Source organism: Agrobacterium sp. M50-1 (assembly GCF_049843495.1).
GTDB classification, from domain to species: domain Bacteria; phylum Pseudomonadota; class Alphaproteobacteria; order Rhizobiales; family Rhizobiaceae; genus Agrobacterium; species Agrobacterium radiobacter.
In genome coordinates this window covers 349,034-365,534 of the sequence record NZ_JBBHZH010000002.1, presented here as the reverse complement: position 1 = coordinate 365,534, position 16,501 = coordinate 349,034, and the positions used below count along the sequence as shown (strand labels likewise).

Annotated in this window: 15 protein-coding genes; 5 read left to right on the top strand and 10 right to left on the bottom strand. The window is 60.4% G+C overall.

Going from position 1 to position 16,501, the window contains the following annotated elements; translation table 11 throughout:
* Positions 1 to 20 precede the first annotated feature (20 nt).
* On the bottom strand, positions 21 to 1,397 hold the full coding sequence (locus WDZ78_RS05880; RefSeq protein WP_020012603.1) for a class II 3-deoxy-7-phosphoheptulonate synthase: 1,377 nt from the start codon (positions 1,395 to 1,397) through the stop codon (positions 21 to 23).
* 201 nt (positions 1,398 to 1,598) lie between these two features.
* Complete coding sequence (locus tag WDZ78_RS05875; RefSeq protein WP_425672545.1) at positions 1,599 to 1,784, bottom strand: hypothetical protein; 186 nt, start codon at positions 1,782 to 1,784, stop codon at positions 1,599 to 1,601.
* A gap of 144 nt (positions 1,785 to 1,928) precedes the next feature.
* Here WDZ78_RS05875 and WDZ78_RS05870 point away from each other — a divergent pair, with 144 nt between their 5' ends.
* Positions 1,929 to 2,789 carry a LysR family transcriptional regulator gene (locus WDZ78_RS05870; RefSeq protein ID WP_425672544.1) on the top strand — a complete coding sequence of 287 codons (861 nt, stop codon included), beginning with the start codon at positions 1,929 to 1,931 and terminating at the stop codon, positions 2,787 to 2,789.
* 42 nt (positions 2,790 to 2,831) lie between these two features.
* Here WDZ78_RS05870 and gor read toward each other — a convergent pair whose 3' ends face one another.
* The 3 genes from gor to rpiA form a co-directional block, all read right to left on the bottom strand.
* Entirely contained in the window at positions 2,832 to 4,220 is a 1,389-nt protein-coding gene (gene gor / locus WDZ78_RS05865; RefSeq protein WP_425672543.1) for a glutathione-disulfide reductase, read from the bottom strand.
* 143 nt (positions 4,221 to 4,363) lie between these two features.
* On the bottom strand, positions 4,364 to 4,933 hold the full coding sequence (locus WDZ78_RS05860) for a DUF2059 domain-containing protein (RefSeq protein ID WP_003524811.1): 570 nt from the start codon (positions 4,931 to 4,933) through the stop codon (positions 4,364 to 4,366).
* A 16-nt stretch (positions 4,934 to 4,949) separates the two neighbouring features.
* On the bottom strand, positions 4,950 to 5,645 hold the full coding sequence (rpiA, locus tag WDZ78_RS05855) for a ribose-5-phosphate isomerase RpiA (protein WP_425672542.1): 696 nt from the start codon (positions 5,643 to 5,645) through the stop codon (positions 4,950 to 4,952).
* A 191-nt stretch (positions 5,646 to 5,836) separates the two neighbouring features.
* On the opposite strand from rpiA, the gene WDZ78_RS05850 reads away from it, so the two are divergent.
* The gene (locus WDZ78_RS05850) at positions 5,837 to 6,538 is read left to right on the top strand and encodes an HAD family hydrolase (protein ID WP_425672541.1); all 702 of its coding nucleotides are present in this window, start codon (positions 5,837 to 5,839) and stop codon (positions 6,536 to 6,538) included.
* 25 nt (positions 6,539 to 6,563) lie between these two features.
* Positions 6,564 to 7,127, top strand: coding sequence for a hypothetical protein (locus WDZ78_RS05845; protein WP_425672540.1), 564 nt, complete (start codon positions 6,564 to 6,566; stop codon positions 7,125 to 7,127).
* Between the two features lie 77 nt (positions 7,128 to 7,204).
* On the opposite strand, the gene WDZ78_RS05840 is transcribed toward WDZ78_RS05845, so the two are convergent.
* Entirely contained in the window at positions 7,205 to 9,073 is a 1,869-nt protein-coding gene (locus WDZ78_RS05840; RefSeq protein ID WP_425672700.1) for a L,D-transpeptidase family protein, read from the bottom strand.
* Between the two features lie 500 nt (positions 9,074 to 9,573).
* Between WDZ78_RS05840 and fumC the strand changes: the two genes are divergently transcribed.
* The gene (gene fumC, locus WDZ78_RS05835; RefSeq protein WP_425672539.1) at positions 9,574 to 10,965 is read left to right on the top strand and encodes a class II fumarate hydratase; all 1,392 of its coding nucleotides are present in this window, start codon (positions 9,574 to 9,576) and stop codon (positions 10,963 to 10,965) included.
* A gap of 211 nt (positions 10,966 to 11,176) precedes the next feature.
* Complete coding sequence (locus WDZ78_RS05830; protein ID WP_425672538.1) at positions 11,177 to 12,109, top strand: alpha/beta hydrolase; 933 nt, start codon at positions 11,177 to 11,179, stop codon at positions 12,107 to 12,109.
* Between the two features lie 66 nt (positions 12,110 to 12,175).
* Here the strand turns inward: WDZ78_RS05830 and WDZ78_RS05825 are convergent, their stop codons facing one another.
* The 4 genes from WDZ78_RS05825 to WDZ78_RS05810 all read right to left on the bottom strand — a co-directional run bounded on the left by WDZ78_RS05825 (position 12,176) and on the right by WDZ78_RS05810 (position 16,402).
* A complete protein-coding gene (locus tag WDZ78_RS05825; RefSeq protein WP_425672536.1) occupies positions 12,176 to 13,804 on the bottom strand; it encodes a CTP synthase in 1,629 nt (542 codons plus the stop codon).
* A 159-nt stretch (positions 13,805 to 13,963) separates the two neighbouring features.
* Complete coding sequence (gene secG / locus WDZ78_RS05820; protein WP_425672535.1) at positions 13,964 to 14,422, bottom strand: preprotein translocase subunit SecG; 459 nt, start codon at positions 14,420 to 14,422, stop codon at positions 13,964 to 13,966.
* A 115-nt stretch (positions 14,423 to 14,537) separates the two neighbouring features.
* The gene (gene tpiA, locus WDZ78_RS05815; protein WP_020012613.1) at positions 14,538 to 15,308 is read right to left on the bottom strand and encodes a triose-phosphate isomerase; all 771 of its coding nucleotides are present in this window, start codon (positions 15,306 to 15,308) and stop codon (positions 14,538 to 14,540) included.
* 212 nt (positions 15,309 to 15,520) lie between these two features.
* Positions 15,521 to 16,402, bottom strand: coding sequence for an alpha/beta fold hydrolase (locus WDZ78_RS05810; protein WP_026364114.1), 882 nt, complete (start codon positions 16,400 to 16,402; stop codon positions 15,521 to 15,523).
* Between the last annotated feature and the right edge of the window lie 99 nt (positions 16,403 to 16,501).

Genomic DNA, 16,501 nt, shown 5'->3' with positions numbered 1-16,501 from the left:
TTTTTGTTTATGTCGTCAGATCAGGCGTTGGCAATCGCCAGACGCTTCTCATCGCGGCCGCTTTTCATGCGCTCGGACAGCAGGAACGCCAGCTCCAGCGCCTGATCGGCGTTGAGGCGCGGGTCGCAATGGGTGTGGTAACGGTCCGACAGCGAATCCGCCGTCACGGCGCGCGCGCCGCCCGTGCATTCCGTCACGTCCTTGCCGGTCATCTCGATATGGATGCCGCCCGGATGCGTGCCTTCGGCGCGGTGGATCTGGAAGAAGCTTTCGACTTCCGACAGGATCCGCTCGAACGGACGCGTCTTGTAGTGGTTGAGCGTGATCGTGTTGCCGTGCATCGGATCGCAGGACCAGACGACCTTGCGGCCTTCCTTCTCCACCGCCCGGATGAGCTTCGGCAGGCTGTCCGCCACCTTGTCATGGCCGAAGCGGCAAATCAGCGTCAGGCGGCCGGCTTCGTTCGCCGGGTTCAGCGCATCGATCAGCTCGATCAGGTTATCGGGCGTCAGCGACGGACCGCATTTCAAACCGATCGGGTTCTTGATGCCGCGGAAATATTCCACATGCGCATGGTCGAGCTGACGCGTGCGGTCGCCGATCCAGATCATGTGGCCCGACGTCGCGTACCAGTCGCCGGAGGTGGAATCGACGCGGGTCAACGCCTCTTCGTAACCGAGCAGCAGCGCTTCATGGCTGGTGAAGAAATCGGTTTCGCGCAGGCTCGGATTGCTGTCCGCCGAAATGCCGATCGCCTTCATGAAATCCATGGTTTCGGAGATGCGGTCGGCCAGCTTGCGGTAACGGTCCGCCTGCGGGCTGTCCTTGATGAAGCCGAGCATCCACTGGTGAACGTTTTCGAGGTTGGCATAACCACCCATCGCGAAAGCGCGCAGCAGGTTCAGCGTCGCCGCCGACTGGCGGTAGGCGTCGAGCTGACGCTCCGGGTTCGGAATGCGCGAAGCCTCGTTGAATTCGATACCGTTGATGATGTCACCACGGTAGGACGGCAGGGAAACGCCATCCTGCACTTCCACGTTGGAAGAGCGCGGCTTGGCGAACTGGCCGGCAATGCGTCCTACCTTCACGACGGGCAACTGCGCGCCATAGGTCAGGACGACGGCCATCTGCAGGAAAGCGCGGAAGAAGTCACGAATATTGTCCGCGCCATGCTCAAGGAAGCTTTCGGCGCAATCGCCGCCCTGCAGCAGGAAGGCGTTGCCTTCGGCCACATTGGCAAGCTGCTTTTTCAGGCGACGGGCCTCACCGGCAAAAACCAGCGGCGGATAGGTCGCAAGCGTGGCTTCCGTCGCCGCAAGCGCCGCCGCGTCAGGATATTCGGGAACCTGCTGGATTGGCTTCTGCCGCCAGCTGCCGGGGGTCCAATTCTGTGCCATGTTCTTACCCTTTTCTCGCCCGCGCGACTGCCGCGCGACCGCCTCGAAAAATTGAGCGGCTTATAGCTCCAAGCGCCGAGTTTGCATAGACACCCGCGCCACCGCGCCTCCCTTTCCGACCCTTTTGATGCCCTCCGACGAAGAAAAATCGTTTCAAACGATTAAAATATCACAAGATGGTGTCCGCCTGTTCCCAAGCAATCAAGAAATTCCCCATTTTGCGCGGATATAGTGGCGCAGAGAAAGAGGCAGATGGAAGAGAAAGACTGCCAGTCGGTCCATGGCAGAGGATGGCCATGTCTCCCACTCATCATCACTCCCGCCTTGCCTGCGCAGTACTTCAGTGCGCCTCATCTTTTCCATCAGGAACATGGTTTCCGGTAACATCTCTGCCTCCTTGGTGTGGAGACGAGTTAAGCGGACCCGGCGGGAGAGAGCATAGGTGCACGTTTGAAAGACCCGTTTCATATAAAAACGGAGAAAGCGGCCCCTGATGCGCATAGGGTGCTGCGGTGATTTGGAGAAGATGCCGTGAAGGAAGTAGACTGGGACGATCTGAAGCTTTTCGACATTGTTGCGACAGAGGGAGGTTTGGCTGGTGCTGCAGGCAGGGCCGGGCTCAGCGCGCCAACGATTGGCCGGAAAATGCTCCTTTTGGAGCGCAAGATCGGAAGAACGCTCTTTATTCGAAGCCAGAACGGATACCGGCTCGCCCCGGATGGTGAGGTCCTCCTCGAAAAGGTTCTGATCATGCGACAGAGCGCGGCAGAGATCGCGCAATGGCACGGTGAGGCCTTCTCGCTGCCGATTGTTTCGATATCGAGCGACATCTGGATTGCGGACTTCATAGCCGCCAATACGGCAGCCATCCGGGGCCCATCCGACGCTTTTCGGCTGTGCTGCAAACAATGCGAGAACGAAGACGAGCTGACCTATCGGCGCGGCCTGATTTCGATAAGGCACGACAAGCCAGCCTCCGGAAATTTTGCCGTGCGCAAATCGGTCGACGTCGCCTATTGCGCCTATCGCCCGCAGGACAGTTCAGGCGAAGAGTTCACGCAATGGATTTCAATTGGAACCGAGGTGGCAGCGTCCGACGCGGAGAAATGGGTATTTCGTCATCGGGAACCGCTTATCCACACCTGGACGAACGCGCCCTCACTTTTACCGGGCCTTATCCAGGGCGGCGCGGGAAAAGGCGTCCTGCCGTGTTTCGTTGGCGATGCCCTGCCCGGCCTTGTCCGCGATGGCGAGGCGATCGAAGAATTATCCCATCCGCTATGGATCGTCGTCAACGATGACGACCGACATGCCGCGGAAATGCGGCTCGCCATAGACCGTCTCGTTGCCCTTTTGAAGAGCAACGAGAGCCTGTTCAGCGGGCGTCGGTGATAATCGGGCGAAAATCACCGATGTGCCGAAGTGGGAGGGTGACTAGACCTTTTCGCCGTTCACCACGCGGTAGCTCGGCGAATACATCGTCACCAGTTCCTCGGACGCTGTCGGATGAACCGCCATGGTGCGGTCGAAATCATCCTTGGTGCAGCCGGCTTTCAGCGTGATGCCGAGAAGCTGCGCCATCTCACCCGCCTCATGGCCGAGAATATGGACGCCGACAACCTTGCGGTCGGCAGCATTGACGATCAGCTTCATGATCGTCTTTTCCTGACGGCCGGATAACGTCGCCTTCATCGGGCGGAACTGGGCGCGATAGACCTCCAGTTCCGGATATTTCCTGCCGGCTTCCTCTTCCGAAAGACCGACCGTGCCGATTTCGGGCTGCGAAAACACCGCCGTCGCGATCAGTTCGTGATCCGGCTTGGTCGGGTTGTTCTTGTATTCGGTTTCGATGAAGCACATGGCCTCGTGGATCGCCACCGGCGTCAACTGTACCCGGTCGGTGACGTCACCCAGCGCGAAGATGTTCGGCACATTCGTGCGCGAGTAATCATCGACGATGATCGCGCCCCGCGCATCGAGTTTCACCCCGGCATTTTCGAGGCCAAGGCCCTTGGTGTTCGGATCGCGGCCAAGCGCCAGCATCACCAGGCCGACATGCAGCGAGACGCCCTGCTTCGTGCGCGCCACGAAGCCACCGGCGCCATCCTTGCTGACGTCCTCGATGATGTCTTCCAGAATGATGCGGATGCCCTTGGCCTCCATCGCCTCATGCAGGCCCTTGCGCATGTCGTGATCGAACCGCGAGAGGATTTCCTTGCCGCGATAGATCAGTGTCGTTTCGACACCGAGCCCGTGGAAGATATTGGCGAATTCCACGGCGATGTAACCGCCGCCGGCGATCAGGATCGATTTCGGCAGCTCTTCCAGATCGAAAGCCTCGTTGGACGAGATCGTCAGCTCATGGCCGGGCAGCGCCTTGTGCTCGTTCGGCGTGCCGCCGACGGCGATCACGATACGCTCGGCCGTGAACGTCTGGCCGGTTTTCGTAAGCTTCACGGTGTGAGCGTCAACCAGTTCCGCCCGGCTGTCGAAAATGTCCGCCTTGGCGTTCTCCAGCCCCTTTCGGTAGAGTCCTTCCAGACGGGTGATTTCCTTGTCCTTCGCCGCGATCAGCTTCTTCCAGTCGAAGCTGCGTTCGCCGACGCTCCAGCCAAATCCTTCCGAATCCTCGAAATGCTCGGGGAATTGCGAGGCGTAGACGAACAGCTTCTTCGGCACGCAGCCGCGGATGACGCAGGTGCCGCCATAGCGGTATTCCTCGGCGATCGCCACGCGCTTGCCGAGAGAGGCCGCCACACGGCCGCTGCGCACGCCGCCAGAACCGCCACCGATGACAAAGAGATCGTAGTCATAAGCTGTCATAGTCAAAACCCCTGATCAAAACCGCCGTCCTCAGCCTCGAGACGGGCGGCGGCGCATTCACGGCACATATAGGTGCTGCGACGCACAAATGAAAAGCCCGGTCTTGCGACCGGGCTTTGAATATTTCTGAACTGTCTCTTCAATCAGGGTTTGGGAGCCGCCGGAGCACCGCCCGTGGCGTTCTGATCGGCCGGAAGCGGCTTCAGATCGGCGCCGGCGACTTTCTGCAGTTCCGACATGCTGGAGGCGTTCAGGTCACGGTTGATGCCGGCGGCCCAGATGTCGGCGGCCTTCATCAATTCGCGCGTGGCGATCGGGCCGTCCTTCAGGAGTTTCTTGCCGGCTTCGCTGCTGTAGAAGGTGGAAATGGCGTTCAATTCTTCAACGGTGAAAGCGCGCGCATAGGTCAGCGCAGCTTCGCGCTCCAGATCGGCGCGGCGCGGCGCAAGCTCGAGCGCCTTCGCGTCAACGGTCTCGGTGATCGCGTCCTGAACATTCGGCGAGGCCTGAATGAGTTCGGCCTTCAGACGCTCCGCCAGTCCAGGCAGGATGTCGTCGAAACGGTCAGTAACGCCAAGAGAGGTGATAGCCTGCCGTGCGGCAGCGATATGCGCTTCCGAAATTTCCTGAGCGCGTGCGGCAGTACCGAACACGATGCCGGAAATGAGGATCGAAGCAGCGGCAGCTTTGCCCAGTCCCGCTAGTTTGACCATGAAAATCTCGCTCCTGTTATACTGCCTGCATCACGCGGGCGCCTTCAGGACCCGCGATAATGGCAAGCGATGCCAAATTTATGAAAAGTCCGTGCTCGACGACACCGGGAATCGTGTTCAGCTCGCGTGCTAGCGCTTCTGCATCAGGAATACGGCCAAAAGATGCGTCAAGGATGACGTGTCCACCGTCGGTCATGAAGGCGCCATCACCTGACGAGCGCATCGTCAACGCGCCCGAAAGGCCTGATCGCGCCGCCAGTTTTTCGATGGCGATACGCGTTGCCACCTGGCCGAACGGGTTGATTTCGATGGGAAGCGGAAAGGCGCCAAGCGTCTCGACGACCTTGCTCTGGTCGGCGATGACGATCACGCGGGCGGATGCCGCAGCCACGATCTTTTCGCGCAGAAGCGCGCCGCCGCCGCCCTTGACGAGACGCAGCGCATGATCGACCTCGTCGGCACCATCGATGGTCAGATCGAGCTCCGGCAATTCATCGAGGGATTTCAACGGCACGCCAAGCTCGACGCACAGGCGCGCGGTACGCTCGGATGTCGGCACGCCCTCGACCTTGAGGCCGGCTGCGACCTTTTCGGCCAGAAGCCGGACAAATTCCTCGGCCGTCGAACCCGTGCCGATACCAAGCCGCATCCCGTCCTGAACGTGGGACAATGCGGCCTCGGCGGCCTTGATCTTCATCTGGCGGGCATCCATGTGCCTGAAACTCCGGTAGCTTTGTCGTCGCCGTGCTGTTTACACGGGTCGAAAGCCAAACGAAAGCCTTTTTCAAGGCAACGAACAGAACGTTGTGACGCGGTTGCAAAGCGAAAGCCGTTTGCCTAGGCTTGGCCGCAACGAACGCACCGATACCAACGCCAAAAGCATTCTCCAAGAGGCCAGTTCCCGTGACATCCCGCCCGCTCTCCCCGCTCGCCATTTTCGACCTCGACGGCACGCTGGTCGATACCGCCGCCGACCTGGTCTCTAGCCTCAATCACACCATCGCCGCCGCCGGCCTTGCGCCCGTCACCTATGACGACCTGACGCATCTCGTCGGCCAAGGCGCGCGAGTGATGATCAAGCGCGCCTTCGCGCTGCGCGAAACGGAATTGCCGGAGGCCGAGATCGAACCCCTCTATGAGCGTTTCATCACCCATTACCGCGCCGAAATGCCCGGCGAGAGCCGCCCCTACCCCGGCATCGTCGGCGTGCTGGATGCGCTCTCGGCAGCCGATATCACACTCGCAGTCTGCACCAACAAGACCGAAATCCTCGCTCTGCCGCTGCTCGAAAAACTCGATCTCACCCGATATTTCGCCGCCATCACCTGCGGCGACACCTTTTCCTTCCGCAAGCCGGATGCCCGCCATATTCTCGGCACCATCGAAAGGGCCGGCGGCGACCCGCAGCGCACGATCATGGTGGGTGACAGCATCAACGACATTCTCGCCGCCAAGAACGCCGCCGTGCCCTCGATCGGCGTTACCTTCGGTTATACGGATGTGCCGATGGCCGAACTCGAACCGGATGTCGTGATCGATGATTTCGCAGCACTGACGCCCGATCTGGTCAGAAGGCTGCTGACAGGGCGCAACGCGGCAGCGTAAATCAACCGCTACCGGTAGGCTCGCCATGGTCGATCGCAATTTCTTTTTCCCACGCACCGCCGTCGGCATCGTCGCCGTTGGCGATTCCGGCGAGGCCTTGCTTTTGAGGGCAATGCTGGAAAGTCTCGGCGCATCGGTGAGGCTCTATCTCCCCGGCACGCCGGAAGATATTCTGGCCTGCCTGAAACAACCCGATCAGCCGCCGCCCTATCTCATCATCAGCGGCCATGGTGATGAAAACGGCCTTGTCGTCGGCGAGTTTGATACGGAGGTGACCCGGATCGGGTTGAAAGACGGCAGCATGTGCGCCGATATTCTTTCTGGAGACATCGACCTGCGGGACACAGTCGTTTTCAGTACCGCCTGCTGTACGGGCTCGGAGGCTTTCGCCAAAGCCTTCATGGAAGGTGGTGCAAGAGCCTACATCGCCTCGCCCGGTTATCCCGACGGCGCGGCGACGCCGCTTTTCGTTCATCTGTTCTTTTACGAACTCCTCATCCGCAAATCATTGCTGGAGGATGCACTGCGGCACGCAAATACGCTCGATACAGATGGCCAACTGGGATTCACGCTTTTTACTGCATCATAGCCAAAAGACTGACCGATGATCGCAGAAACAAAAAAGCGCCGTCTCCGGCGCTTTCTTTTTCTCAAATCTGGTCTTGATCAGATCGACGCGGCCCGCGCCTTCGTCGTTACGGCGAAGGCCTTCTGCACATAGCTGTCGCGATCATAGACATCGTCGAAGAATTGGACCTTGCCGTCCTTGTCCGGCCATGCGGTGAAATAGGCCACATAGACCGGAACCTTCTCCGGCACCTGCACGGCCCGGTTCTTGCCGGATGCGATCTGCTCGCCAACCTTGTCGACGCTGGTGCCCAGAACCGCGGCCGCCATGCGGCGCGGATCGACCAGGCGTATACAGCCGTGGCTCAGCGCCCGCATGTCGCGGTTGAAGAAGCTCTTGGCCGGCGTGTCATGCATGTAGATGGCATGTGCGTTCGGGAAGAGGATCTTCAGGTCGCCCAGCGCATTGTCGCTGCTCGGCGGCTGGCGCACGGAAATCGCGTTGGTGGAGCCGTACCAGTTGACGCTGGTGGAAGAAACGGCACGGCCGCCCACCTGCACTTCGTAACCCAGACGGTCGAGGTAGGACGGATCACGGCGCAGCTTCGGCAGCATCTCGTTGACGATGATCGACTGCGGCACGCCCCAATAGGGGTTGAACTCGACGGTCTGGATCTCATCCTGGAAGAAATAGGTCTGGTTGGCCTTCGAGCCGACCACCACCTTCATGCCGAACTGTTCCAGGCCGTCATTGTGGTAATAGGCCATGAAAGCGGGCTGGTTGATGAAGACGTAACGCTGGCCGAGATCGGCCGGCAGCCAGCGGACCTGCTCCATGGCCACCTGCACCTTGGCGATCTTGGCGTCATTGCTTTCGCCGACCATGGCGCGCACGGTCGCGCGGCCGATGACGCCATCCGGCTTCAGGCCGTTTTCGCTCTGGAACGCCTTCACCAGATCAACGAGATCAGGCGTATAATCCGGCGTCTGCTGATAGGCGGAAATGATCGCCGCATGTTCGGCCTTGAAGGCGGGCGAAGCGCGATGTTCGATGGCCTTGACGACATTGGCCATATCCGCGCTGCTGTTGCCGGGCTTCAGCACCAGATCGGCGGGAACGCGCACGACATGCGCCGCATCACCCTCGCCGCGCAGGCGGGCAAGTTCGGACTTCAACGCCAGATATTCAGCGCTCGACGGTTCGCGGCTGCGCAGATAGGCGGCGACATCGGGGCTGAGGCCGGCAAGCTTCAGCACAGGTGCGAGGTTCACCGTCTTGCGCTTGAAATCATGGTAGCCGGAAAGCCGGTTCGGATCGACACGGCCACGGGTCGTATCCTGCACATAGGCAAGAACCTTGGCGGAGAGCGCCAGCTCGAACTGCATCTGCGCCCGCTGATAGGCGTCGGATACGGGCGCCGAGGCCGTTTCGACCGGCGTGCCGGTTGCAGTTGTGCCTGCAGCATTGCTGCTGATGCTGGCGGTCACGTCCCTTGCCGGTGCGGAAATGCTGTAATCGGCCGGATCGAGGCCGCTTTCGCCCACCGTCTCGAAAAAGGCGATGACGGCATTGGCGCGCTCGGTGAGCTCACCTTCCGAAACCCAAAGCGTCTTGCCGCCGGCGCCATAATAGGCTTCCAGCGCCTTGGCGATTTCTGGCGTGGCGCTGAATTTCAGATTGGCGAGACCTTCGCCGAAATTCGCCGTGCTCACCGCACGCGCCGCATCCGCCTTGTAGTCGTAATAGCGCGGGCCGGAAACGCGCGGCAAGGGTTCGGGATCGGACGCGTCCGCACTCTGTCCCGCGCCAGCCCCGGAGGTCGAGGGCGAGGTGACGATGCCGGCCGGCGGCAATTCACCGCGATCACGCGCGATCTTGCCGGGGCCGCCGCGCAGGAGGTCCATCAGCGTAACCGCCCCGGCGCTGCCGGGAAGAGCGGTGGAAACGGAAAGACCGAGAGCCAGCACCAGCGCTGCGGATGATTTTCCAGATGTGACTTGCAATTTGATCCTCGTAGCACCCAGCACCGCCAGCAAAGGGCGGGCATCAGTTTCATGCCTGTCTAGCCGATCGCCGGCCCGTTGAAAAGAAAACGCCCAAAGCCCACAACCGTGCCGAAATGAACCTTATGATACAGCCAAAGCCATAAAAACGTAATTTCCAGAATTGGCGAGAATGGTTAAATTTCTATTTATTTCATTCACTTTACCCTGCCCCAACAAGCCGTCAGCGACCCCGGTAAAGCCCGGTTTTCCGGCCATTTCGCGTCGTAGTAAAAATGACACGCCGACGCCTTTTTCTCCGCGTACCACGCCACACGGTAAAATCGCTTTTGCGCGGCGGGAAATATCTTCCTCTGCCGCATTGCAGCGCTTTCATTGGCGGCGCGATGATTCTATATATCGGCCGCGCAAGGCGGGCGAAGGCGCCGTTTTGGCGGAGGAACACGAGTAAAAAGGCAAGATTGATGACAGCCACACGGACGGAAACCGATACATTTGGCCCTATTGAAGTTCAGGCCGATCGCTACTGGGGCGCGCAGGCGCAGCGCTCGCTCGGCAACTTCAAGATCGGCTGGGAAAAACAGCCCGCCTCTGTCGTTCGCGCGCTCGGCATCGTCAAGCAGGCAGCGGCCCGCGCCAATATGGCTCTTGCCGGCCTCGACCCCAAGGTCGGAGACGCCATCATCGCGGCTGCTCAGGAAGTCATCGACGGCAAGCTGACAGAACATTTTCCGCTGGTCGTCTGGCAGACCGGTTCCGGCACGCAATCCAACATGAATGCCAATGAGGTGATTTCCAACCGCGCGATCGAGATGCTCGGCGGCGAAATGGGCACCAAGAAGCCGGTTCACCCCAACGACCACGTCAATATGAGCCAGTCCTCGAACGACACCTACCCGACGGCGATGCACATCGCCTGCGTGGAAGAGATCGTTCACCACCTGCTGCCTGGCCTCAAGCACCTGCACAAGGCGCTGGAGGCCAAGGTCAAGCAGTTCGAAAAGATCATCAAGATCGGCCGCACCCACACCCAGGATGCCACGCCGCTGACGCTCGGCCAGGAATTTTCCGGCTATGCCGCGCAGGTCGCCTCGGCCATCGCCAATATCGAACTCACCCTGCCCGCACTTTCCAAGCTCGCCCAGGGCGGCACGGCTGTTGGCACGGGCCTCAATGCCCCCATCGGCTTTGCTGAAAAGGTCGCCGATGAAATCTCCAAGATCACCGGCCTGCCCTTCGTGACCGCGCCGAACAAGTTCGAGGCGCTCGCCTCGCACGATTCCATGGTCTTCTCGCATGGCGCGATCAATGCGGCTGCCGCTGCACTCTTCAAGATCGCCAACGACATCCGCTTCCTCGGCTCCGGCCCGCGCGCCGGCCTCGGCGAGCTCTCGCTGCCGGAAAACGAACCCGGCTCGTCGATCATGCCGGGCAAGGTCAACCCGACCCAGTCGGAAGCGCTGACCCAGGTTTGCGCCCATATCTTCGGCAACAATGCAGCGCTCTCCTTTGCCGGTTCGCAGGGCCACTTCGAGCTGAACGTCTATAATCCGATGATGGCCTACAACTTCCTGCAGTCGGTCCAGCTTCTGGGCGATGCCGCCGTCTCCTTCACCGACAACTGCGTCGTCGGCATCGAGGCGCGCGAAGACAACATCCGAAAGGGCGTCGAAAACTCGCTGATGCTGGTGACTGCGCTCAACAGCAAGCTCGGCTACGACATCTGCGCCAAGATCGCCAAGACCGCGCACAAGAACGGCACGACCCTTCGCGACGAGGCCGTCGGCGGCGGATACCTCACCAACGAGGAATTCGACCAGTATGTGCGCCCGGAAAACATGATCGGCCCGAAGTAAGCCGGTCGAGGTTTATCGCTGGAACAGAGAACGGGCCTTCGGGCCCGTTTTTGTTTGTTCGATTGGCGGATCAGCAATCAGACTGTTGTGTAGGGCGAAAGCATCGGGATGTCCCGGTATTGACGGCGCTTGGTGTTTTCAAATCGTCCCCGTAAGCTGTTCTTCCGCAGAGAACGCCGAAACCAAGTGCGCCATTGAGGATGATGACATCATGATCTGCCGCCGCAGCCTGCTTCTAGGTGGCGCGTTCCTCGCCACGGCCATGAAAGCCCCAAACCTGCTTGCGCAGGCCGATCGGCCCCGAATTTCCCTTTGGCCCGGCCCTCCTCCCGGAGGCGGTGGTCCGAACGGCGTCCCGGATATCAGCAAAAAAGGCGCTGTCAACAACATTGTCGTACCGAGCCTGGAGGTGTTCGCCCCTGCAAAGCCAAATGGTTCCGCAATGATCATTGCAGGCGGCGGTGGATATAAACGCATCGAGGAAGGCAAGGAGTCCTATCCCGCCGCGCGCTGGCTCGCGGCCAGAGGCATTTATGCTTTTGTCCTCACCTACCGTCTTCCAACTGAAGGATGGGCTACCGGACCGCTGGCGCCGCTTCAGGATGCGCAGCGCGCATTTCGTCTGGTGCGCGCACGCGCTTCGGACTGGAAGATCGATCCGCACAGGATCGGCGCGCTTGGCTTTTCTGCAGGCGGGCACTTGATGGGGCTGGCCGCCGCCCGCTCGGCTTTTGCGTCTTACGAAGCAGTCGATGACATCGACAGGCAATCAGCCCGGCCGGATGTTGCGGCCCTGATCTATCCGGTCATCACGCTTGCAGCGCCCTATGACCATACATCGACCCGGAGGTCGCTTATCGGCAGACGCCCGACAGACGAGGCAACACGAGAGTGGTCGGTGGAGCGCCATGTGAGCAAAGATTGCCCTCCGGTCTTCCTCACACAGGCGGATGACGACCGGATTTCCAATCCCGCCAATAGCCGTATCATGCAGCAGACCTGCGAGAAGGCGGATGTGGATGTCGAATTTCAGCCAATCATTTCTGGCGGCCACGGCTTCGGCATGGGCAAGCCCGGAACCCCGACGCAAGAATGGCCTGGATGGTATGAGGCATGGCTGAGGAAGTGCAACCTTTTGGCCTGACGCTTTCTGTGCGCACCCCAATAAAAAAGGGCCGCAAAAGCGGCCCTCTCCGTATCATTCAAACCATCAAACCAGCCGGCTCTGCTCCACCGCCGCTTCAACGAAGCTGGCAAACAGCGGATGCGGGTCGAGCGGGCGGCTCTTGAGTTCCGGGTGGTATTGCACACCGATGAACCAGGGATGGTCAGGATATTCCACCGTTTCCGGCAGCACACCATCAGGAGACATGCCCGAGAAGACGAGGCCGCACTCTTCCAGCCGGTCCTTATAGTCCACATTCACCTCGTAACGGTGGCGGTGGCGCTCGGAAATATCCGTGGAACCGTAGATTTCGGCGATCTTCGTGTCCTTCTTCAGCGCTGCCTTGTAAGCGCCGAGACGCATGGTGCCGCCTAGATCGCCCTTGGTGGAGCGCTTCTCCAGCTCGTTGCCCTTTACCCACTCGGTCATCAGGCCAACGACGGGCTCAGCCGTCGGACCGAATTCGGTGGAGGAGGCATTCTCGATGCCGGCCAGATGACGCGCCGCTTCCACGACTGCCATCTGCATGCCAAAGCAGATCCCGAAATAGGGCACGTTGCGCTCACGGGCGAACTGCGCCGCCATGATCTTGCCTTCCGAACCGCGCTCGCCGAAACCGCCCGGCACCAGAATGCCGTTGACCTTTTCGAGATAGGGTGTCGGATCTTCCTTTTCGAAGACTTCCGACTCGATCCATTCCAGCTTGACCTTAACCCGGTTGGCGAAGCCACCGTGATGCAGCGCCTCGATCAGCGACTTATAGGCATCCTTGAGGCCGGTATATTTGCCGACGATCGCAATCGTGACTTCACCTTCCGGCGTGCGGATGCGGTTGCAGACCTCTTCCCATGGCTCCAGACGCGGCTTGGGCGCCGGCTCGATGCCGAAGGCGGCCAGCACTTCCGAATCGAGACCTTCCTTGTGGTAGGCGATCGGAACGTCATAGATGTTTGCAACATCCAGCGCCTGAATGACAGCGGAAGGACGCACGTTGCAGAACAGCGAAAGCTTGCGGCGTTCCGCTTCCGGGATTTCCCGGTCGGCGCGCACAAGCAGGATGTCGGGGTGAATGCCGAGCGCCTGCAGCTCCTTCACGGAATGCTGGGTCGGCTTGGTCTTCAGCTCGCCGGCTGCCGGAATGTAAGGCATCAGCGTCAGGTGAAGATAGATCGCCGTGCCGCGCGGCAGGTCGTTGCCGAGCTGGCGGATCGCTTCCATGAACGGCATCGCCTCGATGTCACCCACCGTGCCGCCGATCTCGCAGATGACGAAGTCGTAATCGTCATTGCCCTCGATCACGAAATCCTTGATCTCGTTGGTGACATGCGGAATGACCTGAACGGTTGCGCCGAGATAGTCGCCGCGCCGTTCCTTGTCGATGATGTTCTTGTAGATGCGACCGGTCGTGATGTTATCGGTCTTGGTGGCCGAACGCCCCGTGAAGCGCTCATAGTGGCCAAGATCGAGGTCCGTCTCGGCACCGTCGTCAGTCACGAACACTTCGCCGTGCTGTGTCGGGCTCATGGTGCCGGGATCGACGTTCAGATAGGGGTCGAGTTTACGAAGCCGCACCCGATAACCACGGGATTGCAACAAAGCTCCGAGTGCTGCCGCAGCGATGCCCTTGCCAAGAGAGGAGACCACGCCGCCTGTGATGAATACATATCGCGCCATGGGATTCACCGGATACCTTTTTACCTCTGATTCCGCCAGCCCAAAATTAATGGTTTCGAAAATTCGCTGTTGACGAATCTGCGATGGGACGAGCCGGAATGCGAACAAAAGAAAACCGGCAGGCTTTTGGCCTGCCGGAGCGTTAAATCAGAACCGGGCTTATTGACCGGTCGGAACTGCGTTCGGATCGGCGGGCTGCGCCGGTGCCGGGGCGGCCGTGCCGGAAGCGGCAGGGGCCGGTGTCGTCTGTGCGGGTGCGGCTGCGCCACTATTGGTCGGAACGCCATTCCCAGCCGGAGCCGGGGTTGCGGGCGTCGTTGCCGGGCCGAGCGTGTCGAGAATGCCGTTGCCCTGACCCTGCGTGGCCGGGATACGGTTCAGAATGTCGGTCGGGCGCGATTCGTAGCGGGTCATAAGACCAAGGCCGAGCGACGTCAGGAAGAACAGCGCGGCGAGGATGCCCGTCGTGCGGGTCAACGCATTGGCCGTTCCGCGCGCGGACATGAAGCCCGAACCGCCGCCGATACCGAGGCCGCCGCCTTCGGAACGCTGGATCAGGACCACGCCGACAAGCGCCAGCACGATCATGAGGTGAATAACAATCAAAACGGTCTGCATGACAATCCATTCCATGCCCCGCGCGGAGCACCATAAAGAAGGTTTTGCGGCTCTTTACATGAGGCGACGGCTTATTCCAAGCCCCTTTCCCGCCACTCTTGCAGGAAAGCTTGGATCAAGCCGTCAGTTGCTCGTATGCCGCATAGATGGAAAGGAAGTCGGAAGCTTTCAAGCTCGCACCGCCAATCAGCGCGCCATCGACGTTTTCGACGCCCATCAGTTCCAGCGCATTGGCCGGCTTTACCGAGCCGCCATAGAGGATGCGCATGGTCTTGCCGGCATCGCCGAAGCGCTTCACGAGCTCGTCGCGCATGAAGGCATGGGCCTCGCGCACGTCTTCAACCGTCGGCGTCAGACCCGTGCCGATCGCCCAGACCGGCTCATAGGCGATGACGGTGTTTTCGGCGGTTGCCTCGTCCGGCAGGGAGCCGGCCAGCTGCCGCTTGAGGATATCGAGTGTCTGGCCCGCCTTGCGCTCATCCGCCGTCTCGCCGATGCAGACGATGGCGATGAGATCCGCCTCGTGCGCGGCAACGGCCTTGGCGCGCACCAGATGATCCGTCTCGGCATGGTCGGTGCGACGCTCTGAATGGCCGACGATGACATGGGTGCCGAAGCAGTCGGCAATCATCTCGGCGGAAATATCGCCGGTATGGGCGCCGGATGCGTTCTGGTGGCAATCCTGCGCGCCGATCATCAGCGGGCTGTCATCACAGAGCGCCGTTGCAACGTAAAGCAATGTCGAGGGCGGGCAGATCAGCGCATCCACCTTTTCGGACAGCGCGCCCTTGACGCCTTCTGCCATGGCCTTGATCTGATCGAGCGAGGCACGGGTGCCGTTCATCTTCCAGTTTCCGGCAACAAGCGGTCGAACATTCGGCGTCATGCGTATCCATTCCCTTTGTCTCTGGCCCCACCTTTGGCGGCGCCCCATCCCTCAGCCGCAAAGCGGCCCTTAATCACGACAGAAATACTGCCGGAAATCCCGGGATATTCCTTTAACCGCAGCCGGCAACAAATGGTACAAAAAAGCGGCCCGAAGGTTCAAAACGACGGCCGATTTCGAAAATTTTGCCACCGCTGACCCAAATCGAGGCCTCAGCGGCTCAAAATCCAGTTCAAAACCGCCCGCCAGTCGGTCATCCGCACCGGCGTGCCGTGGCTTCCGGTCTCATACCGCGTGAACCGCGCCGGCTCGCCGGCCTTCAGCAGGGTGCGGAAGATCATCGCCTGCTGATCGGCCGAATAGACCTTGTCGGCGCTGCCATGGGTGAACCACACAGGCTTCTTCGCTTTTGCAAAGACGCTTTTCGGAAAATCGGGATCGACCGCACCACCGAGGATCGCCATGCCCTTGAGCTTGGCGACAGCAGCCTTGTCGCGGCTGATGCCATAGCAGATGAAGCTGCCCATGGAGGCGCAGGTCAGCACAACAGGCTTGCCGCCCGATTTTCTGGCTGCATCGGCAATCAACGCCGCGACATCGGCAACGCCGTTCTCATCGAAGGAGCGCACGCTCGGCGCATAATAGGTGCCGCCATTGGCGACCGCCAGGTTCTTCATGCGGTTGAAGTTGCCGCCGAAGGTGTAGTCATTCATGCCGAGCCGCCGGTCACCGCCGCGCCCGTGGATGAAGATGACGGTGAAGGCCTGTCCGCTTGCCGGCCCGACGCGCCCCACTTCGAGCGCCCTACCCTCGACCGACACGGTTTCAAGCGCCTGCGCGCTCTTCGGCGCCATATCGACATATTGCCGTTTCACCCGCCGCTCCGGCACCTCGTCGCGGCCGTTGATGTCGCGCATCTCCTGATAATCGATCACCTCAGATGCGCCGCCATCTCCAGTGGAAAGCACCGTCTGGGCGGAAAATAGCTCGTCCTTGAAGGGCCGCAGCGGCCCGTCAGCCGCCCCGGCGCCGCCCGGCATCGCCGCAACAGTCAGGCAGAAAAGAGTACAAAACGTGAAATGAGCTGTGGACATGCCTTGGTTAACCGTTCATTCGTGGCTGCGAGACTTGCCATTGCAAGGCCGGCAGCGCAATCCTCCTGTTGCGAAACCCTGACACAATCGTGGCATAAG